The organism is Micromonospora sp. RP3T (genome assembly GCF_003027925.1).
In the GTDB taxonomy this organism is placed as follows: Bacteria; Actinomycetota; Actinomycetes; order Mycobacteriales; family Micromonosporaceae; genus Micromonospora.
In genome coordinates this window covers 123,863-139,556 of the sequence record NZ_PYPS01000017.1, presented here as the reverse complement: position 1 = coordinate 139,556, position 15,694 = coordinate 123,863, and the positions used below count along the sequence as shown (strand labels likewise).

At 73.6% G+C, this 15,694-nt stretch carries 12 protein-coding genes and 1 pseudogene; all 13 read left to right on the top strand.

The window, feature by feature from the left end; genetic code table 11:
* The first annotated feature begins 161 nt into the window (after nucleotides 1-161).
* The 13 genes and pseudogenes from C8054_RS16145 (at nucleotide 162) to C8054_RS16085 (ending at nucleotide 15,522) form a co-directional block, all read left to right on the top strand.
* Nucleotides 162-2,045: a penicillin-binding protein 2 gene (locus tag C8054_RS16145; RefSeq protein WP_107157610.1), complete on the top strand. Its 1,884-nt coding sequence runs from the start codon at nucleotides 162-164 to the stop codon at nucleotides 2,043-2,045.
* Nucleotides 2,046-2,097: 52 nt separating this feature from the next.
* Nucleotides 2,098-3,660 carry a UDP-N-acetylmuramoyl-L-alanyl-D-glutamate--2,6-diaminopimelate ligase gene (locus C8054_RS16140; RefSeq protein ID WP_199199779.1) on the top strand — a complete coding sequence of 521 codons (1,563 nt, stop codon included), beginning with the start codon at nucleotides 2,098-2,100 and terminating at the stop codon, nucleotides 3,658-3,660.
* Nucleotides 3,657-5,066: a UDP-N-acetylmuramoyl-tripeptide--D-alanyl-D-alanine ligase gene (gene murF / locus C8054_RS16135; protein ID WP_107157608.1), complete on the top strand. Its 1,410-nt coding sequence runs from the start codon at nucleotides 3,657-3,659 to the stop codon at nucleotides 5,064-5,066. The genes C8054_RS16140 and murF overlap by 4 nt, the downstream gene beginning before the upstream one ends.
* Nucleotides 5,063-6,190, top strand: a complete 1,128-nt coding sequence (gene mraY / locus C8054_RS16130) for a phospho-N-acetylmuramoyl-pentapeptide-transferase (protein WP_107157607.1) — start codon at nucleotides 5,063-5,065, stop codon at nucleotides 6,188-6,190. The genes murF and mraY overlap by 4 nt, the downstream gene beginning before the upstream one ends.
* Before the next feature lie 245 nt (nucleotides 6,191-6,435).
* Nucleotides 6,436-7,851, top strand: a complete 1,416-nt coding sequence (locus C8054_RS16125) for an FtsW/RodA/SpoVE family cell cycle protein (protein WP_233219665.1) — start codon at nucleotides 6,436-6,438, stop codon at nucleotides 7,849-7,851.
* A complete protein-coding gene (gene murG, locus C8054_RS16120; RefSeq protein WP_107157606.1) occupies nucleotides 7,851-8,957 on the top strand; it encodes an undecaprenyldiphospho-muramoylpentapeptide beta-N-acetylglucosaminyltransferase in 1,107 nt (368 codons plus the stop codon). The genes C8054_RS16125 and murG overlap by 1 nt, the downstream gene beginning before the upstream one ends.
* 85 nt (nucleotides 8,958-9,042) lie before the next feature.
* Nucleotides 9,043-10,449, top strand: a pseudogene (gene murC, locus C8054_RS16115) (UDP-N-acetylmuramate--L-alanine ligase); the annotation flags it as partial.
* Nucleotides 10,450-10,520: 71 nt separating this feature from the next.
* Nucleotides 10,521-11,339 carry a cell division protein FtsQ/DivIB gene (locus tag C8054_RS16110; RefSeq protein ID WP_107157604.1) on the top strand — a complete coding sequence of 273 codons (819 nt, stop codon included), beginning with the start codon at nucleotides 10,521-10,523 and terminating at the stop codon, nucleotides 11,337-11,339.
* Nucleotides 11,340-11,556: 217 nt separating this feature from the next.
* On the top strand, nucleotides 11,557-12,672 hold the full coding sequence (gene ftsZ / locus C8054_RS16105; protein WP_107157603.1) for a cell division protein FtsZ: 1,116 nt from the start codon (nucleotides 11,557-11,559) through the stop codon (nucleotides 12,670-12,672).
* Between the two features lie 9 nt (nucleotides 12,673-12,681).
* Nucleotides 12,682-13,428: a YggS family pyridoxal phosphate-dependent enzyme gene (locus C8054_RS16100; RefSeq protein WP_107157602.1), complete on the top strand. Its 747-nt coding sequence runs from the start codon at nucleotides 12,682-12,684 to the stop codon at nucleotides 13,426-13,428.
* Between the two features lie 195 nt (nucleotides 13,429-13,623).
* Nucleotides 13,624-14,340: a cell division protein SepF gene (locus C8054_RS16095; RefSeq protein ID WP_107157601.1), complete on the top strand. Its 717-nt coding sequence runs from the start codon at nucleotides 13,624-13,626 to the stop codon at nucleotides 14,338-14,340.
* Between the two features lie 28 nt (nucleotides 14,341-14,368).
* Nucleotides 14,369-14,674 (top strand): YggT family protein, encoded by a 306-nt coding sequence (locus C8054_RS16090; RefSeq protein WP_091059628.1) that lies wholly within the window; start codon nucleotides 14,369-14,371, stop codon nucleotides 14,672-14,674.
* Between the two features lie 41 nt (nucleotides 14,675-14,715).
* On the top strand, nucleotides 14,716-15,522 hold the full coding sequence (locus C8054_RS16085; RefSeq protein WP_107157600.1) for a DivIVA domain-containing protein: 807 nt from the start codon (nucleotides 14,716-14,718) through the stop codon (nucleotides 15,520-15,522).
* Nucleotides 15,523-15,694 lie beyond the last annotated feature (172 nt).

Sequence of the window (15,694 nt, the reverse complement as noted above, 5' to 3'; positions counted from 1 at the left end):
CGGCCGGCGACGCTCGACCTGCCGGCCGGACCGGTCCGGGGCGGGCTGGTGGTGCTGCACGGTTCGCACGCCGACAAGCGGTCCCACTTCCTCTACCGGCACCTCGCCCGGCTGCTGCCGCCGGCCGCCGCGCGACGGCGGCCGGTGGGCGCGCCGGCGTGGTGCGGACCGTCTCGGCCCGCCCGGTCGGGGAGCCGTTCGACGACGAGGAGGACGCGCCGCCGCGCCGCCGGCCCGGCCCGCGTCGGCCGGCGGCCCGCCGGCCGGTCCGCAAGCCGCGCCGTCCGCCCCGGCTGGGCGACCCGCGCCGGCGGCTGCGGCTCGCCACCGTGCTGGCGCTGACGCTGTTCGCCAGCATCGGCGTCCGGCTGGTCTACCTCCAGACCGCGGACAGTCCGGCGTACGCCGACGGCGGCCTGCCCAAGCGGGTCGCCGTGGTCGAACTACCGGCCCCGCGCGGCGCCATCCTCGACCGTTCCGGCGAGCCGCTGGCGCACAGCGTGGAGGCGCGTTACGTCTTCGCCGACCCGACCCTGGTCAAGGACCGGTTCGCCACCGCGCGGGCGTTGTCCCCGCTGCTCGGCGCGCCGGCCTCCGACCTGGCCGACCGGATGAAGCGGAGCAAGCTGCCCGGCACCGACACCGACCTCCAGTTCGTCTACCTGGCCCGGGGCGTCGAGATCGGCACCGCCAAGCAGATCATGGCGCTCGACCTGCCCGGCATCAACGTGCACCGGGACGAGCGACGCGAGGTGCCCGGCGGCGACCTGGCGGCCAACCTGCTCGGCTTCGTCAGCCAGGACATGATCGGCCTGGAGGGCCTGGAGGCGAAGTACGACGACCTGTTGCGCGGCGAGGCCGGCAAGCGCACCTACGAGGTGGGCCAGGGCGACCTGGCCGCGCCCATCCCGGGCGGCTACAGCCGGACCACCCAGCCGAGGCCGGGCAGCTCCTTGCAGCTCACCCTGGACCGGGACCTCCAGTTCATGACGCAACGGATCCTGGCCAAGCAGGTCGCCCAGGTGAAGGGCAGCGTCGCCGCCGCCGTGATCATGGACGTCCCGACCGGTGAGGTGCTGGCCCAGGCCAGCCAGCCCACGTACGACGCGGCCGACCCGACGAAGGTCAACTCGCCGGCCGACCGGGACGACGCGGCCACCAGCTTCGTGGTGGACCCGGGCTCGATCCACAAGGCGATCACCTACGGCGCCGCGCTCCAGGAGGGCGTGATCACGCCGAACACCACGTTCCCGGTGGCGAACACGATCGTCCGGGGCGGCGTCACGTTCCGCGACACCCACCCGGCCGACGGCCGCACCATGAGCGTCCCCGGCATGCTCGCGTTCTCGTCCAACGTGGGCACCATCGAGATCGCCGAGAAGCTCGGCAAGGATCGGCTGATCGACTACCAGAAGCGGTTCGGGCTGGGCCAGCCGACCGGTGAGGGCCTGCCGGGCGAGGCGCCGGGCCGGATCCTCCCGGCCGACCAGTGGAGCGGGTCGGCGTACGGGTCGGTGCCGATCGGGCACAGTGTGGACGCCACGCCGTTGCAGATGGCCGCCGCGTACAACGCGGTGGCCAACAACGGGACGTACGTGCAGCCGCACCTGATCAAGGAGACCATCGGGGCGGACGGCGCGCGGACGCCTGTCGCCGCGCCGGCCACCCGCTCGGTGCTCAGCCCGGCCAACGCCGCCGCGCTGCGCCGGATGCTGGAGGCGGTCACCACTGTCGACGGCCCGGACGGGCGGGCCACCGGCCTGGCCGCCGCCGTGCCGGGCTACCGGGTGGCCGGCAAGACCGGCACCGGCCTGCGCTACGACAACGGCAAGCAGCAGCCCGGCGAGGTCGGCTCGTTCATCGGGATGGCCCCGGCGGAGAAGCCACGCTACGTGGTGGCGGTGTTCGTCTGGAGCCCCGACGGCGGGGGCGGCGCGGTCGCCGCGCCGGCGTTCCGGGAGATGATGGGCTTCACGCTCCGGCACTACCGGGTACCGCCGTCGCTGACCGACAAGTCGCCGAAGTTCGAGGTCTTTCCGCGCTGAGCGGGCCGGGCGCGACATCATCGGTGGGTGGCGACGAACCACCGGGGCGGCTGTGCGGTCGGAACCGGACGACCGGGTAGGGTCTGACGCCGTGCCCGGCAATCCACGTCCCGCCACCGTGCTCCCCGTCCGGCTCGGCGACCTCGCCGACCGACTGGCCGCTCCCACGCCGGAGGGGGCCGCCGAGCTGGCCGTCACCGGGGTCACCCACGCCAGCCACGAGGTCCGCCCCGGTGACCTGTACGCCGCCCTGCCCGGCTCCCGCCGGCACGGCGCGGAGTTCACCGCCGCCGCGGCCGCCGCCGGCGCGGTGGCCGTGCTCACCGATCCGGCCGGGGTGCCGCTGACCGCCGACGCCGGTCTGCCCGTGCTGGTCGTCGACGACGCCCGCGGGGTGCTCGGCACGGTCGCCGCCACCGTCTACGGCGACCCGACCGCCGGGCTGACCGTGATCGGCGTGACCGGCACCGCCGGCAAGACCTCCACCAGCTACCTGATCGAGTCCGGGCTGCGTGCCGCCGGGCACGTCACCGGCCTGATCGGCACCGTGGAGACCCGCCTCGGCGACCTGGTGGTGGACAGCGTCCGGACCACCCCGGAGGCCACCGACCTGCACGCCATGCTCGCCGTGGCGCGCGAGCGCGGCGTGGACGCGGTGGTGATGGAGGTGTCCAGCCACGCGCTCGTGATGGGCCGGGTCGGCGGCGTCCGGTTCGACGTCGGCGGCTACACCAACTTCGGCTCCGACCATCTCGACTTCCACGCCGACGAGGCGGACTACTTCGCCGCCAAGGCCCGGCTCTTCGACGGGCGCTGCCGGGTCGAGGTGCTCAACCACGACGACCCGGCGCTGCGCCCGCTGTACAAGCCCGGCACGGTGACCTACTCGGCGGCCGGCGACCGCGACGCGACCTGGTGGGCCGACCAGGTCTCCGGCGAGGGGTACGCGCAACACTTCACGCTGCACGGCCCGGACGCGGTGGCGCTGCCCACCGGCGTGGCGCTGCCCGGCCGGCACAACGTGGCAAACGCGCTGCTGGCCGTCGCCACGCTGGTCGCGGCCGGCGTCGACCCGGACACCGCGGCGCGCGGTGTGGCCGCCTGCGGCGGCGTGCCCGGCCGGCTGGAACTGGTCAGCGGCGACGCCCCGGTGCGCGGCGTGGTCGACTACGCGCACAAGGCGAACGCGATCGAGGCGGTGCTGACGGCGCTGCGCGGGCTCACCGGTGGGCGGCTGGTCTGCGTGCTCGGCGCCGGCGGCGACCGGGACCGGGGTAAGCGGCCGGTGATGGGCGAGGTGGCCGCCCGGGGCGCCGACGTGGTGCTGGTGACCGACGACAACCCGCGGACCGAGGACCCGGCCACCATCCGGGCCGAGGTGCTGGCCGGCGCGTACGCGGCGGCCAGCCCGGCCCGCGTCATCGAGGTGCCCGGCCGGCGGGCGGCGATCGAGGAGGCGGTCCGGGTGGCCGAACCGGGTGACGTGGTGGCGGTGCTGGGCAAGGGGCAGGAGCGCGGCCAGGAGATCGGCGGCGAGGTGCTGCCGTTCGACGACCGGGTGGAGCTGGCGGCGGCGCTGCGGGCCCGCTTCGGGGACCTGGGGGGTGGCCGATGATCCCGCTGACGCTGGCCGAGGTGGCCGCCGCGGTCCGTGGCCGGCTGGCCGGGGCCGACCCGGACGCCCGGGTCACCGGCACTGTGGAGTTCGACTCCCGCAAGGTGACCGCCGGTGGGCTCTTCGTGGCGTTCCCCGGCGAGCGGGTGGACGGCCACGACTACGCGGCCGGGGCGGTGGACGCCGGCGCGGTCGCCGTGCTCGGCTCCCGCGAGCTGCCGGGCGTGCCGATGGTGCTTGTCGACGACGCGCTCGACGCGCTGGGCCGGCTGGCCCGCACGGTGGTCGACCGGCTGCCCGCACTGACCGTGATCGGGTTGACCGGCTCGTCCGGCAAGACCACCACCAAGGACCTGATCGCCCAGCTCGCGGTCCGGCTCGGCCCGACCGTGGCGCCGCCCGGCTCGTTCAACAACGAGCTGGGGCACCCGTACACGGCGTTGCAGGCCACGCCGGAGACCCGCTACCTGGTGATGGAGAAGGGCGCCCGCGGCGTCGGGCACGTCCGCTACCTGTGCGACGTGGTGCCGCCGCGGATCTCGGTGGTGCTCAACGTCGGGGTGGCGCACCTGGGTGAGTTCGGCTCGGTCGACGCCATCGCGCTGGCCAAGGGGGAGCTGGTCGAGGCGCTGCCCGCCGACGGGCTGGCGGTGCTGAACGCCGACGACCCGCGGGTCGACGCGATGGCGGCCCGGACCGCGGCCCGGGTGGTCCGGTACGGCGAGTCGGCACACGCCGACGTGCGCGCGGTGGACGTGACGCTGGACGGGCGGGGCCGGCCGTCGTACACCCTGGTGACGCCGGAGGGGAGCGCCCCGGTGCGGCTCGGGCTGACCGGCCGGCACCAGGTGTCCAACTCGCTCGCCGCCGCGGCGGTCGCCCGCGAGCTGGGCCTGCCCCTGACCGAGCTGACGGCGGCGCTGGGCGAGTTGGGCCTGGTCTCCACCCGCCGGATGGACGTGTTCGAACGCCCCGACGGCGTGGTCGTGATCGACGACTCGTACAACGCCAACCCGGCCTCCACCGGCGTGGCGCTGCGCGCGTTGGCCAGCATGCGCGGCGAGGGGCGTACGGTCGCGGTGCTCGGCTACATGGCCGAGCTGGGCGACTTCGAACGGGAGGGACACCAGCAGGTCGGCCGGCTCGCGGCCGAGCTGGGAATCGACCGGCTGCTCGTGGTGGGCGAGCCGGCGGCGCCGATCCACGAGGGCGCGACAGCGGTAGGCAACTGGGGAGGAGAGTCGGTGCTGCTCACCGATCAGGCGGCGGCCGTCGAGGTGCTGCGGAGCGAGCTGCGTCCGTCGGACGTGGTGCTGGTGAAGGGCTCCCGGTACCGGACCTGGGACGTGGCCGACGCGCTGCGCGCGGACGCCCGGGAGACGGCGACGGAGGGCGGCGCCGCATGAGGGCGGTCATCGTCGCCATCGGCGTCGCGTTCCTGATCTCGCTGTTCTGCACCCCGATCGCGATCAAGGTGTTCGCCCGGCTGAAGGCCGGCCAGCCGATCCGGTCGAACCTCGGGCTGGCCAGCAACGAGGGCAAGAAGGGCACGCCGACGATGGGCGGCGTGGTCTTCATTCTGGCCACCGTCATCGCGTACGTCGCCGGGCACCTGGCCCTGACCACGCTGCCGGACGCGCAGATCGCGCAGGTCGAGCCGACCATCACGGCGCTGGTGCTGCTGGGGCTGATGGTGTTCTCCGGTGCGGTCGGCTTCGTCGACGACTTCCTGAAGGTCCGCAAGCGGCACAGCGGCGGCCTGAACAAGCGCGGCAAGCTGGCCGGGCAGATCCTGGTCGGCGCGGTCTTCGGCGTGGTGGCGCTCTACTTCCCGTCGAGCATGACCGACGTCAGCGGCAACGCGACGAACACCGCGACGGTGGGCAGCACCACGCTGAGCTTCATCCGGGACATCCCGGCGCTGGAGATCGGCAAGATCGGCGCGGTCATCGTGATCATCATGGTGGTGATGGCGGCGACCAACGGCGTCAACCTCACCGACGGCCTGGACGGCCTGGCCACCGGCGCCTCGGTGATGGTGCTCGCCGCGTACGCGCTGATCGCGTTCTGGCAGTACCGGCACTGGTGCGCGGACCCGAACTACACCGAGGCGTACTGCTACACGGTGCGTGACCCGCTGGAGATCGCGCTGATCGCCGGCGCGGCGGCCGGTGCCTGCGTCGGCTTCCTCTGGTGGAACACCTCGCCGGCCCGGATCTTCATGGGCGACACGGGCGCGCTGGGGCTGGGCGGTCTGATCGCCGGCATGGCGATGTCCACCCGGACGATCCTGCTGCTGCCGATCCTGGGCGGTCTGTTCGTGATCATCACGATGTCCGTGGTCATCCAGATCATCTCGTTCCGGACCACCGGCAAGCGGGTGTTCCGGATGTCGCCGCTCCAGCACCACTTCGAGCTGGCCGGCTGGAGCGAGGTCAACATCGTGGTCCGGTTCTGGATCATCGCCGGCATCGGCGTGGCCATCGCGCTGGGCCTGTTCTACAGCGAGTTCCTCGCCGCGGTGAGCTAGCGCCGCCGGATGTGCAAGGAGGGGCCCCCTTTTAACAGACGTCTGTTAAAAGGGGGCCCCTCCTTCAGATCCGACACGCCGACCGTGGGGTTGCGCCACGGGCGGGCGGGTCGAGCCGCCATGATGAGCGGGTGGGGGAGGGACGAGACATCCAGGTCAGCACCGAACCGCCGGTCCGCCGCGCGCCCGCGGCCACGCCGCCGAGCGATCCGCCGGCCGGCGCGCGCTGGGACCCGGCGGGCGGCCTGGCCGCGCTGCGCGGCCTGTTGGCCCGGCCGCTGGCCTCCTATTACCTGCTGCTCTCCAGCGCCGGCCTGCTGCTGCTGATCGGCCTCACCATGGTCTTCTCCGCGACCAGCGTGCGGGACTACGCCGAGGGCGGTGACGCCGCCGCCTCGCTGACCAAGCAGACCGTGTTCGCGGTGATCGGCGTCGGCGCGTTCTGGGCCTGCCAGCGGCTGCCCGCGCGCACGTTCCGGGCGGTGAGCCGCCCCGCGCTCGGCGTGGCGGTGGCGCTGCTGCTCCTGCTGAACCTGCTGGTCGCGCTGGAGTCACTGTTCGGGGTGGCGTCCATCGGGCCGTTGAAGGGCGAACTCCTCTCGCTCTCCCTCGGCCCGATCTCGCTTCAGCCGGCCGAGGTGGCCAAGTTCGCGCTGGTGCTGTGGGCGGCGCACGTGCTGGCCCGCAAGGGGGCCGCGCTGGGCTGGTGGCGGGAGCTGGCCACCCCGCTGTTTCCGGTGGTCGGCCTGATCTTCGTGCTGGTCGGCTACAACGACCTGGGCAGCATGCTGTGCCTGCTGGCGCTCGTGGTGGGCCTGCTCTGGGCGTCCGGCGTCCGGACCCGGGTCTTCGCCGCGCTCTCCGCGATCGGCCTGGCCGGCATCGGCCTGCTGGTCGCCGCCGCCTCGCTCGGCGCCGGCTCCGGTTCCCGGGACGCCGAGAACTACCGGCTGGGCCGGCTCACCATGTGGCTCGACCCGCCCGATCCGCAGACCTGCATCGAGCTGAAGCTGGAGAACTGCTACCAGCCCATCATGGCCCGGTACGCGATCGGCAACGGCGGCTGGTTCGGCGTCGGCCTCGGCCAGAGCGTCTTCAAGTGGGACTGGCTGCCCGAGGCGCACAACGACTTCATCTTCGCCATCGTCGCCGAGGAGCTGGGCGTGGTGGGCTGCACCGTGATCCTGGTGCTCTTCGCCGTGCTGGCGTACACCGGCATGCGCATCGCCCGCCGGGTGGAGGACCCGTTCCGCCGGCTCGCCGCGGCCGGCGTGACCGCCTGGCTGGTCGGTCAGGCCGTCATCAACATCGGCGGCGTCACCGGGCTGCTGCCGCTGACCGGCGTGCCGCTGCCGTTCATCTCCGACGGCGGCAGCGCGCTGGTGGTGACGCTGGCCGCGATCGGCATGCTCGCCTCCTTCGCCCGCGCCGAGCCGGACGCGGCCCGGGCCCTGAACGCCCGTCCGCCGGCCCGATGGGTCCGACTAGTGTGGGCCCCGTTGCCGCCGCTTCCCGGCCGGCGTCGCCGACCGGCGCCGCCCCCGGCGGACCGAGGGCCCGTGCCCCGGTCCCGACAGCGTCGGCAGGACGATCAGGCCGCGACCCGCGGCGCCCGGTCCGACCGGGCGCGCGCCGGCGCGGCGAACGAGAGGAGACGCTGATGGGTCCGCTGCGTTCGGTGGTGCTCTGCGGAGGGGGCACGGGTGGGCACATCTACCCGCTGCTCGCCTTCGCCGACTGCCTGCGCCGACACGACCCGAGCGTCCGGATCACCTGCCTGGGCACCCCGAAGGGGCTGGAGAACGAGCTGATCCCGCCGGCCGGCTACGACCTGCGGCAGATCCCGGCCTACCAGCTGCCCCGCTCGGTCAACATGAGCCTGGTGCGCACCCCGGACCGGATGTGGAAGGCGGCCCGCGCCGCGGGCAAGGTGATCGACGAGGTGCGGGCCGACGCGGTGGTCGGCTTCGGCGGGTACGTCTCGGTCCCCGGCTACCTCGCCGCGTGGCGGCGCGACCTGCCGATCGTCATCCACGAGGTGAACGTGCCGCCGGGCGTGGCGAACCGGATGGGCATGAAGTTCACCAAGCACGTCGCGGTGGGCTTTCCGCACCAGCCGGCCCAGTCCGAGGCGCTGCGCGACGCGCGGGTGGTCGGGGTGCCGCTGCGCCGCGGCATCGCCGGGCTGGACCGGGCGGCGCTGCGGGACGCCGCCCGCGCGCACTTCGGGCTCCGTCCCGACCTGCCGGTGCTCTTCGTGGCCGGCGGCTCGCAGGGCGCCCGCTCGATCAACCTGGCCGTCTCCGGCGCGGCGAAGGAGCTGGCCCGCAACGGCGTGCAGGTGCTGCACGTGATCGGCGCCCGCAACGAGCCGGTCTCCGTCCCCAGCGACCTGCCGGTGCCGTACGTGTCGCTGCCGTACCTGTCCGAGATGGAGCTGGGCTACGCGGCGGCGGACCTGATGCTGGGCCGGGGCGGCGCGATGACCTGCGCCGAGGTGGCCGCCATCGGCCTGCCCACGGTCTACGTGCCCTATCCGCACAGCAACCAGGAGCAGAAGCGCAACGCGCTGCCCGTGGTGGAGGCCGGCGGCGGGCTGCTCGTCGATGACGCCGAGGTGACCCCGGCCTGGGTGGAGCGCACGGTGATCCCGCTGATCCGGGAGCCGCGACGGCTCCACGCGATGAGCCACGCCGCGGCCGGCTACGGTCGCCGCGACGGCGACGTGGCGCTGCTGAACTTCGTCTACGAGGCGGTGAGCCGGTGAGCGCGAGGAGTGAGCTTGCGAGCCCCGCAGTCGCGAACAACGGTGGCTCCGTAATGGGCGTCGCCGCGACGGGAAGGTACCCCTCATGAACACCGCGCAGTTCACGCCCGCCGGCACGATGACCGCGGAGGACCTGGGTCGCATCCACCTGATCGGGGTGGGCGGGGTCGGGATGGCCGGGCTGGCCCGACTCTTCCTCACCCGTGGCCTGCCGGTCTCCGGCAGCGAGCTGCGGGAGTGGCCGTCGCTGGCCGGCCTGCGCGCGCTGGGCGGGACGATCCACTCCACCCACGAGGCGGCCAACCTGGACGGGGTGGACACCGTCGTCTACTCCTCGGCCATCCCGCAGGACCACCTGGAGCTGGTCGAGGCGCGTCGGCGGGGTCTGCGGGTGCTGCACCGCTCCGAGGCGCTGGCGGCGGCGATGACCGGTCGGCGCACGGTGGCGGTGGCCGGCACGCACGGCAAGACGTCCACCACGTCGATGGTGACCATGGTGCTCCAGCAGGCCGGCGCCGACCCGTCCTTCGTCATCGGCGGGGAGATCTCCGAGGTCGGCTCCGGCGCGCACCACGGCACCGGCGAGCACTTCGTGGTCGAGGCGGACGAGAGCGACCGCTCGTTCCTCATCTACCGCCCGTACGTGTCGATCATCACGAACGTCGAGGCGGACCACCTCAACACGTACGGCGACCTGGCCACGCTGGAGGCGGCGTTCGCCGAGTTCGCCCGGCTCACCGACCCGGACGGCTTCGTCGTCACCTGCGCCGACGACGCCGGTGGCCGGCGGCTGGCCGAGACGCTCCGGGCGGAGGGCCGTCGGGTGTGGACGTACGGCGAGTCCGCCGACGCCGACCTGCGGATGAGCGACGTGGTCTCCTCGGCGCAGGGCGTGCGCTACCTGGCCGAGGTCGAGGGCCGGTCGCTGGGCGAGATCCGGCTGCCGATGCCGGGCCGGCACATGGCGCTCAACAGCGCCGCCGCGGTGCTCGCCGCGTACCTGCTGGAGCTGCCGGTGGCGGCGGCGGAGGCCGCGCTCGGCGCGTTCCCCGGCGTGCGGCGGCGGTTCGAGCGCAAGGGCGTGGCGGACGGCGTGCTGGTCTACGACGAGTACGCCTACCACCCCACCTCGATGACGCTGGCGTTGCAGACGTTGCGCGAGGTGGCCGGCGACGGCCGGTTGATCGTGGTCTTCCAGCCCTACCGGCTGTACCGCACCCGCGACCTCCAGGCGGAGATCGCCGCCGCGCTCGGCATCGCCGACGAGCTGGTGCTGCTGGAGGTCTTCGGTCCCGGCGAGCCGCGCCAGCCCGGTGAGGGGTCGGTCGCGCTGATCGAGGCGGTGCCGCTGCCGGCGGACCGGAAGGTCTTCGTCGAGGCGTGGGACGACGTGCCGGCCGAGGTGGCCCGCCGGGCCCGGACCGGCGACGTGGTGGTGACCATGGGCGCGCCGCCGATCTCGCTGATGGGCGACCAGTTGCTGGACGCCCTGCTGGCCCGCGCCGGCGGCGCCCCGGCGCTCCGCGCCGGTGTCGGTCCGGACGGCGCGGCGGCCACCGCCGGATGAGTCCCGGCCCGGCCCGGGGCCGCACGCCCGGCCAGGACGGTGGCGCGGGGCGGCGCAGCCCGGTCCGGCGCTGGCAACTGGTGCGGGCCGGGGCGGACGCCGTGCCGCCGTCCACCCGTCGGTTCATGGCCCGGGCCCGGCAGCGGCGGATGCGCGCCGCGTTGCCGTGGGCGTTGGCCGCGGCGGTGACCGCGTTGGCCGCGCTTGTGGCCTGGACGGTGCTCGGCACCGGGCTGTTCGGCGTCCGTGAGGTGCGGGTGGTCGGCGCGCGGCTGGTCACGGCGGTGGAGATCCGGGACGCCGCGGCGGTTCCGGACGACGCGCCGTTGGCCCGGGTGAACCTGGCCGCGACGGCCCGCCGGGTGGGCGAGTTGCCGCCGGTGGCCCGGGCGACGGTGGAGCGGGACTGGCCGGCGACGCTGGTGATCCGGGTCGAGGAGCGGGTGCCGGTGGCCGCGGTGCCGCAGGGCGGACGCTTCGCCGTGGTGGACGCCGCCGGCGTGGTCTTCCAGCGCCTGGACCGGGCCCCGGCCGGGTTGCCGCTGGTCCGGGTGGCCCGGCCGGGGCCGGACGATCCGGGCACCCGGGCCGGGCTGGCGGTGCTCGCCGCGCTCGGGGAGAAGCTGCGCGCGGAGCTGGTCTCGGTGGACGTGGCCGGGCTGGCCCGGATCACCTTGCTGCTGCGCGACGACCGGCAGGTCTTCTGGGGGGACGCCGCGCGCAGCGCGGACAAGTCGGCGGTGGCGACCGCGTTGTTGCCGCGCCGGGCGGACCGGATCGACGTCAGCGCCCCGGACGTGGTCACGTTCCAGTGACCGGTCACTCAGCGAACGGGCAGTGTGTGACCGGTCGCTCGGTCGGCGACACGCCGGAAAGGGTCCTTGGCTCCTGGCGCGGCGGCGCATACGTTGCCCCGAAGAGATCAGTGGTTGACATAACTCTAAGCCTCTAGTAGAGGGTGAGGGTTCTCCTCTGGTCCGGCCAAGCCGTGTGGGGTCGGCCCATGCCAATCTCGAAGGGAAAGGACCGGAGATGACACCTCCGCACAACTACCTGGCGGTCATCAAGGTCGTCGGCATCGGGGGCGGCGGCGTGAACGCCGTCAACCGGATGATCGAGGTTGGGCTCAAGGGCGTCGAGTTCATCGCGATCAACACCGACGCGCAGGCGCTGCTGATGAGCGACGCCGACGTCAAGCTCGACGTCGGCCGGGAACTGACCCGGGGGCTGGGCGCCGGCGCCAACCCGGACGTCGGCAAGAACGCCGCCGAGGACCACCGCGACGAGATCGAAGAGGTGCTCAAGGGCGCCGACATGGTGTTCGTCACCTGTGGCGAGGGCGGCGGCACCGGCACCGGCGGCGCGCCGGTGGTGGCGAACATCGCCCGCAAGCTCGGCGCGCTCACCATCGGTGTGGTCACCCGGCCGTTCTCGTTCGAGGGCAAGCGCCGCCAGGTGCAGGCCGAGGCGGGCATCGAGGAGCTGCGCAACCAGTGCGACACGCTCATCGTGATCCCGAACGACCGGCTGCTCGCGCTCGGCGACCGCAACATCTCCATGATGGACGCGTTCCGTACCGCGGACCAGGTCCTCCTCTCCGGTGTCCAGGGCATCACCGACCTGATCACCACGCCGGGCCTGATCAACCTCGACTTCGCCGACGTGAAGAGCGTGATGAGCGGCGCCGGCAGCGCGCTCATGGGCATCGGCAGCGCCCGGGGCGAGAACCGCGCCGTCGAGGCGGCCGAGGCGGCCATCTCCAGCCCGCTGCTGGAGCAGAGCATGGACGGCGCGCGGGGCGTGCTGCTCTCCATCGCCGGCGGCTCGGACCTCGGCCTGTTCGAGATCAACGACGCGGCGCAGCTGGTCACCGACGCGGCCCACCCGGACGCCAACATCATCTTCGGCGCGGTCATCGACGACGCGCTCGGCGACGAGGTGCGGGTGACGGTGATCGCGGCCGGCTTCGACGGTGGCACCCCGGCCTACAAGGCGGTCGACCCGCCGCGCAAGAGCAACCAGAACCCGCCCACCCAGCCGAACGCGCCGGCGAACCCGCCGGCCACCATGCCGGCGCCGCAGCAGCCGTCCCGTCGGGTGCTCTTCGACGACGTCGACGTGCCCGACTTCCTCAAGAACGGGTCCTGAGCCCCGCCGATGACGGATTCATCCACCGCGGTGCGACCCGAGCGTCGCGCCGAACTCGCGGCCGGGCTGGCCCGGGTCCGGGCCCGGATCGCCGACGCCTGCGTGGCGGCCGGCCGCCACGCCGACGAGGTCACCCTGGTCGCGGTGACCAAGACGTACCCGGCCGCCGACGTGGTCGCGCTGGCCGGGCTCGGCGTGATGGACGTGGGGGAGAACCGGGACCAGGAGGCCGCCGGAAAGGCGGCGGCGGTGGCCGGCGCCGGGGCGGTGCCGCGCTGGCACTTCATCGGGCAGTTGCAGCGCAACAAGGCCCGTTCGGTGGTCCGGTACGCCGACGTGGTGCAGTCGGTGGACAGCGTGCGGCTGGCGGCCGCCCTGGACGCCGCCGCGACCGGTGCCCGGGACCGCCCGCTGGACGTGTTGGTGCAGGTGAGCGTGGACGGTGACCCGGCCCGGGGCGGCGCGCTGCCGGGCCTGGCCGACCCGGAGCGGGGCCTCGACCCGGTGGCCGCCGCGGTGGCCGGGGCGGGCGGGCTGCGACTGGCCGGCCTGATGGCGGTGGCCCCGCTGGGCTGGGAGCCGGACCGCGCGTTCGCCCGGCTGGCCGAGGTGGCGGCGCGGCTGCGCGCCGACCATCCGGGCGCGACGGTGCTGTCGGCGGGGATGAGCGGCGACCTGGAGAGCGCGATCGGTCACGGCGCGACACATGTCCGCGTCGGCAGCGCGTTGCTCGGAATGCGCCCCACGCTGGGGTAGCCTGGCTCGGACGGAAGCAAATTACATCAGTGTTGTTCAGGACGGCGTCTCCCGAAGCCCGGGGGCCGTGGCGGGCGGGCCGCGAACCGCACGTCAGGGGATTGCCGGTCCGGTCCGGTGGGCATGATCGTCCACTCGTGATCAAGCGACACGGCACGGGGGCGCGTGCCGCATGGCGGACGGAAGGGCGCGGGGATGGGTGCACTGCGCAAGGCGGGGGTCTGGCTCGGTCTCGTCGAGGAGGACGACGAGCGGGCGTACGAGGACGGTGGCTACGACAAGGGTGGCTACCGTGACTCGTCGCGCTACCGGTCGAGCCGGTACGCCGAGGAGTTCGCCGACGAGGACGACGAGGAGTCGGAGGAGCCGCCGGCACCTCGGACCCGGGCCGGTGACCGGGGCCGGCTGACCGAGCGCGCCACCAGCCGCGGGGTCGACACCGACCGCTCCGAGGGCGAGCGTCCGGAGCGGTCCGAGCGGGCTGAGCGTTCCGAGCGGGCCAGTGTCCGGTCCATCACTCGGTCCTCCGCCGGCGAGGGATCCGGCGCGTTGTCGTACCACACCCGGGACAATCTGGCCCTGGCGCCGCAGGCCCCGCCGCGCGAGCGGACGGTGGTCCCGGAGGACGAGCAGCGCTACCAGATCACCACGCTGCACCCGACGACCTACCGCGAGGCGCGGACCATCGGCGAGCACTTCCGGGACGGCGTCCCCGTGATCATCAACCTCACCGAGATGGACGAGGCGGACGCCCGTCGACTGGTCGACTTCGCCGCCGGGCTCGCGTTCGGCCTGCGCGGTACGATCGAGCGCGTGACCAACCGGGTGTTCCTGCTCTCACCGGCCAATGTCCAGGTCACCGCGGAGGACAAGGCCAAGATCGCTGAGGGCGGCTTTTTCAGCCTGAGCTAGCCCGCACGACCGAGGGACGTCGCCTGCTGTGTTGTCGATCCTGTTCCAGGTGCTCTACCTGCTGCTGTATTTCTTCCTGCTTGTCCTGTTGGCTCGATTTGTCCTCGGGGCCGTGCTCGCCTACGGTCGTCGCTGGCAACCCGGGCGGGGGGCATCGGCGGGACTGGAAGTCGTGTGGAGCGTCACTGATCCGCCCCTGCGAGCGTTGAGGCGTGTGATCCCACCACTGCGAATTGGTACCGTGAGCATCGACCTGGCCTCCCTTGTGCTCCTGGTTATCCTGTTCGTGCTGATGGAGTTCGTGTTACAGCGCCTGATCGTGGCGTTCGCCTGACCAGAGCGCTTTCGCGGCCGCAACTGACCCGAGGAGTTTCGATGCCGCTGACCCCGGCCGACGTCCACAACGTCGCCTTCAAAAAGCCGCCGATCGGCAAGCGGGGGTACGACGAGGAGGAGGTCGACGCCTTCCTGGACGAGGTCGAGCGTGAGCTGGCCCGTCTGATCGAGGAGAACAACGAGCTGCGCGCCCAGGTGGAGCGCGGCGGTCGGGGTGGCGCACCCGCCGGCCCCGGCGGCGACGCCCGGCTCGCGGCGGAGCTCAACGACGTCAAGGCCCAGCTCGACCGCGTGCAGCGCGACAAGGCGGCCGCCGAGCAGGCGGCCCGCGCGATGCAGGCCGAGCTGGAGCAGGTCCGCACCCAGGGCAGCCCGGTGGGCGTGACCGGGGACGGCGAGCAGCAGGCGCTGCGGGTGCTGATGATGGCCCAGCGCACCGCCGACGACCACGTCTCCGACGCCCGGCGCGAGGCCGACAGCCTGCTCTCCGAGGCCCGGTCGAAGGCCGAGGAGGTCACCCGCGAGGCGCGGGCCAAGGCCGACGCCCTGGAGCGGGACGCCCGCCAGCGGCACCAGGAGGCCATGGGCGGCCTGGACGCCAAGCGCACCGCGCTGTCGAAGCACATCGAGGAGCTCAAGCAGTTCGAGCGTGAGTACCGCACGCGCCTCAAGGCGTACCTGGAGAGCCAGCTGCGGGACCTCGACGGTCGTGGCCAGGGCATCGAGGTCGAGATGAACCGCGAGGGCACCCGTGCCGTCGGCGGCAGCAACGGCCTCGCCACCGCCGGCCTCGCCGGCTCCTTCGGCGGGGGCCGCGGCGCCGGCTCGCTCGAGTCCGGCCGCTGATCCCACGTCGGTGGCCGTCCCCGTGGCGGCCCCCGACGGCACCAGTCCGACACGACGCGGCCGGGGGTGAGCCGTGATAGCCGCCAGCGTCCTGCTCATCCTCGTCGCGGTCGTGCTGCTGGTGGTCGGGCTGGCCGGTGGGTCCAGCTCGCTGCTGATCTTCTCGATCGCG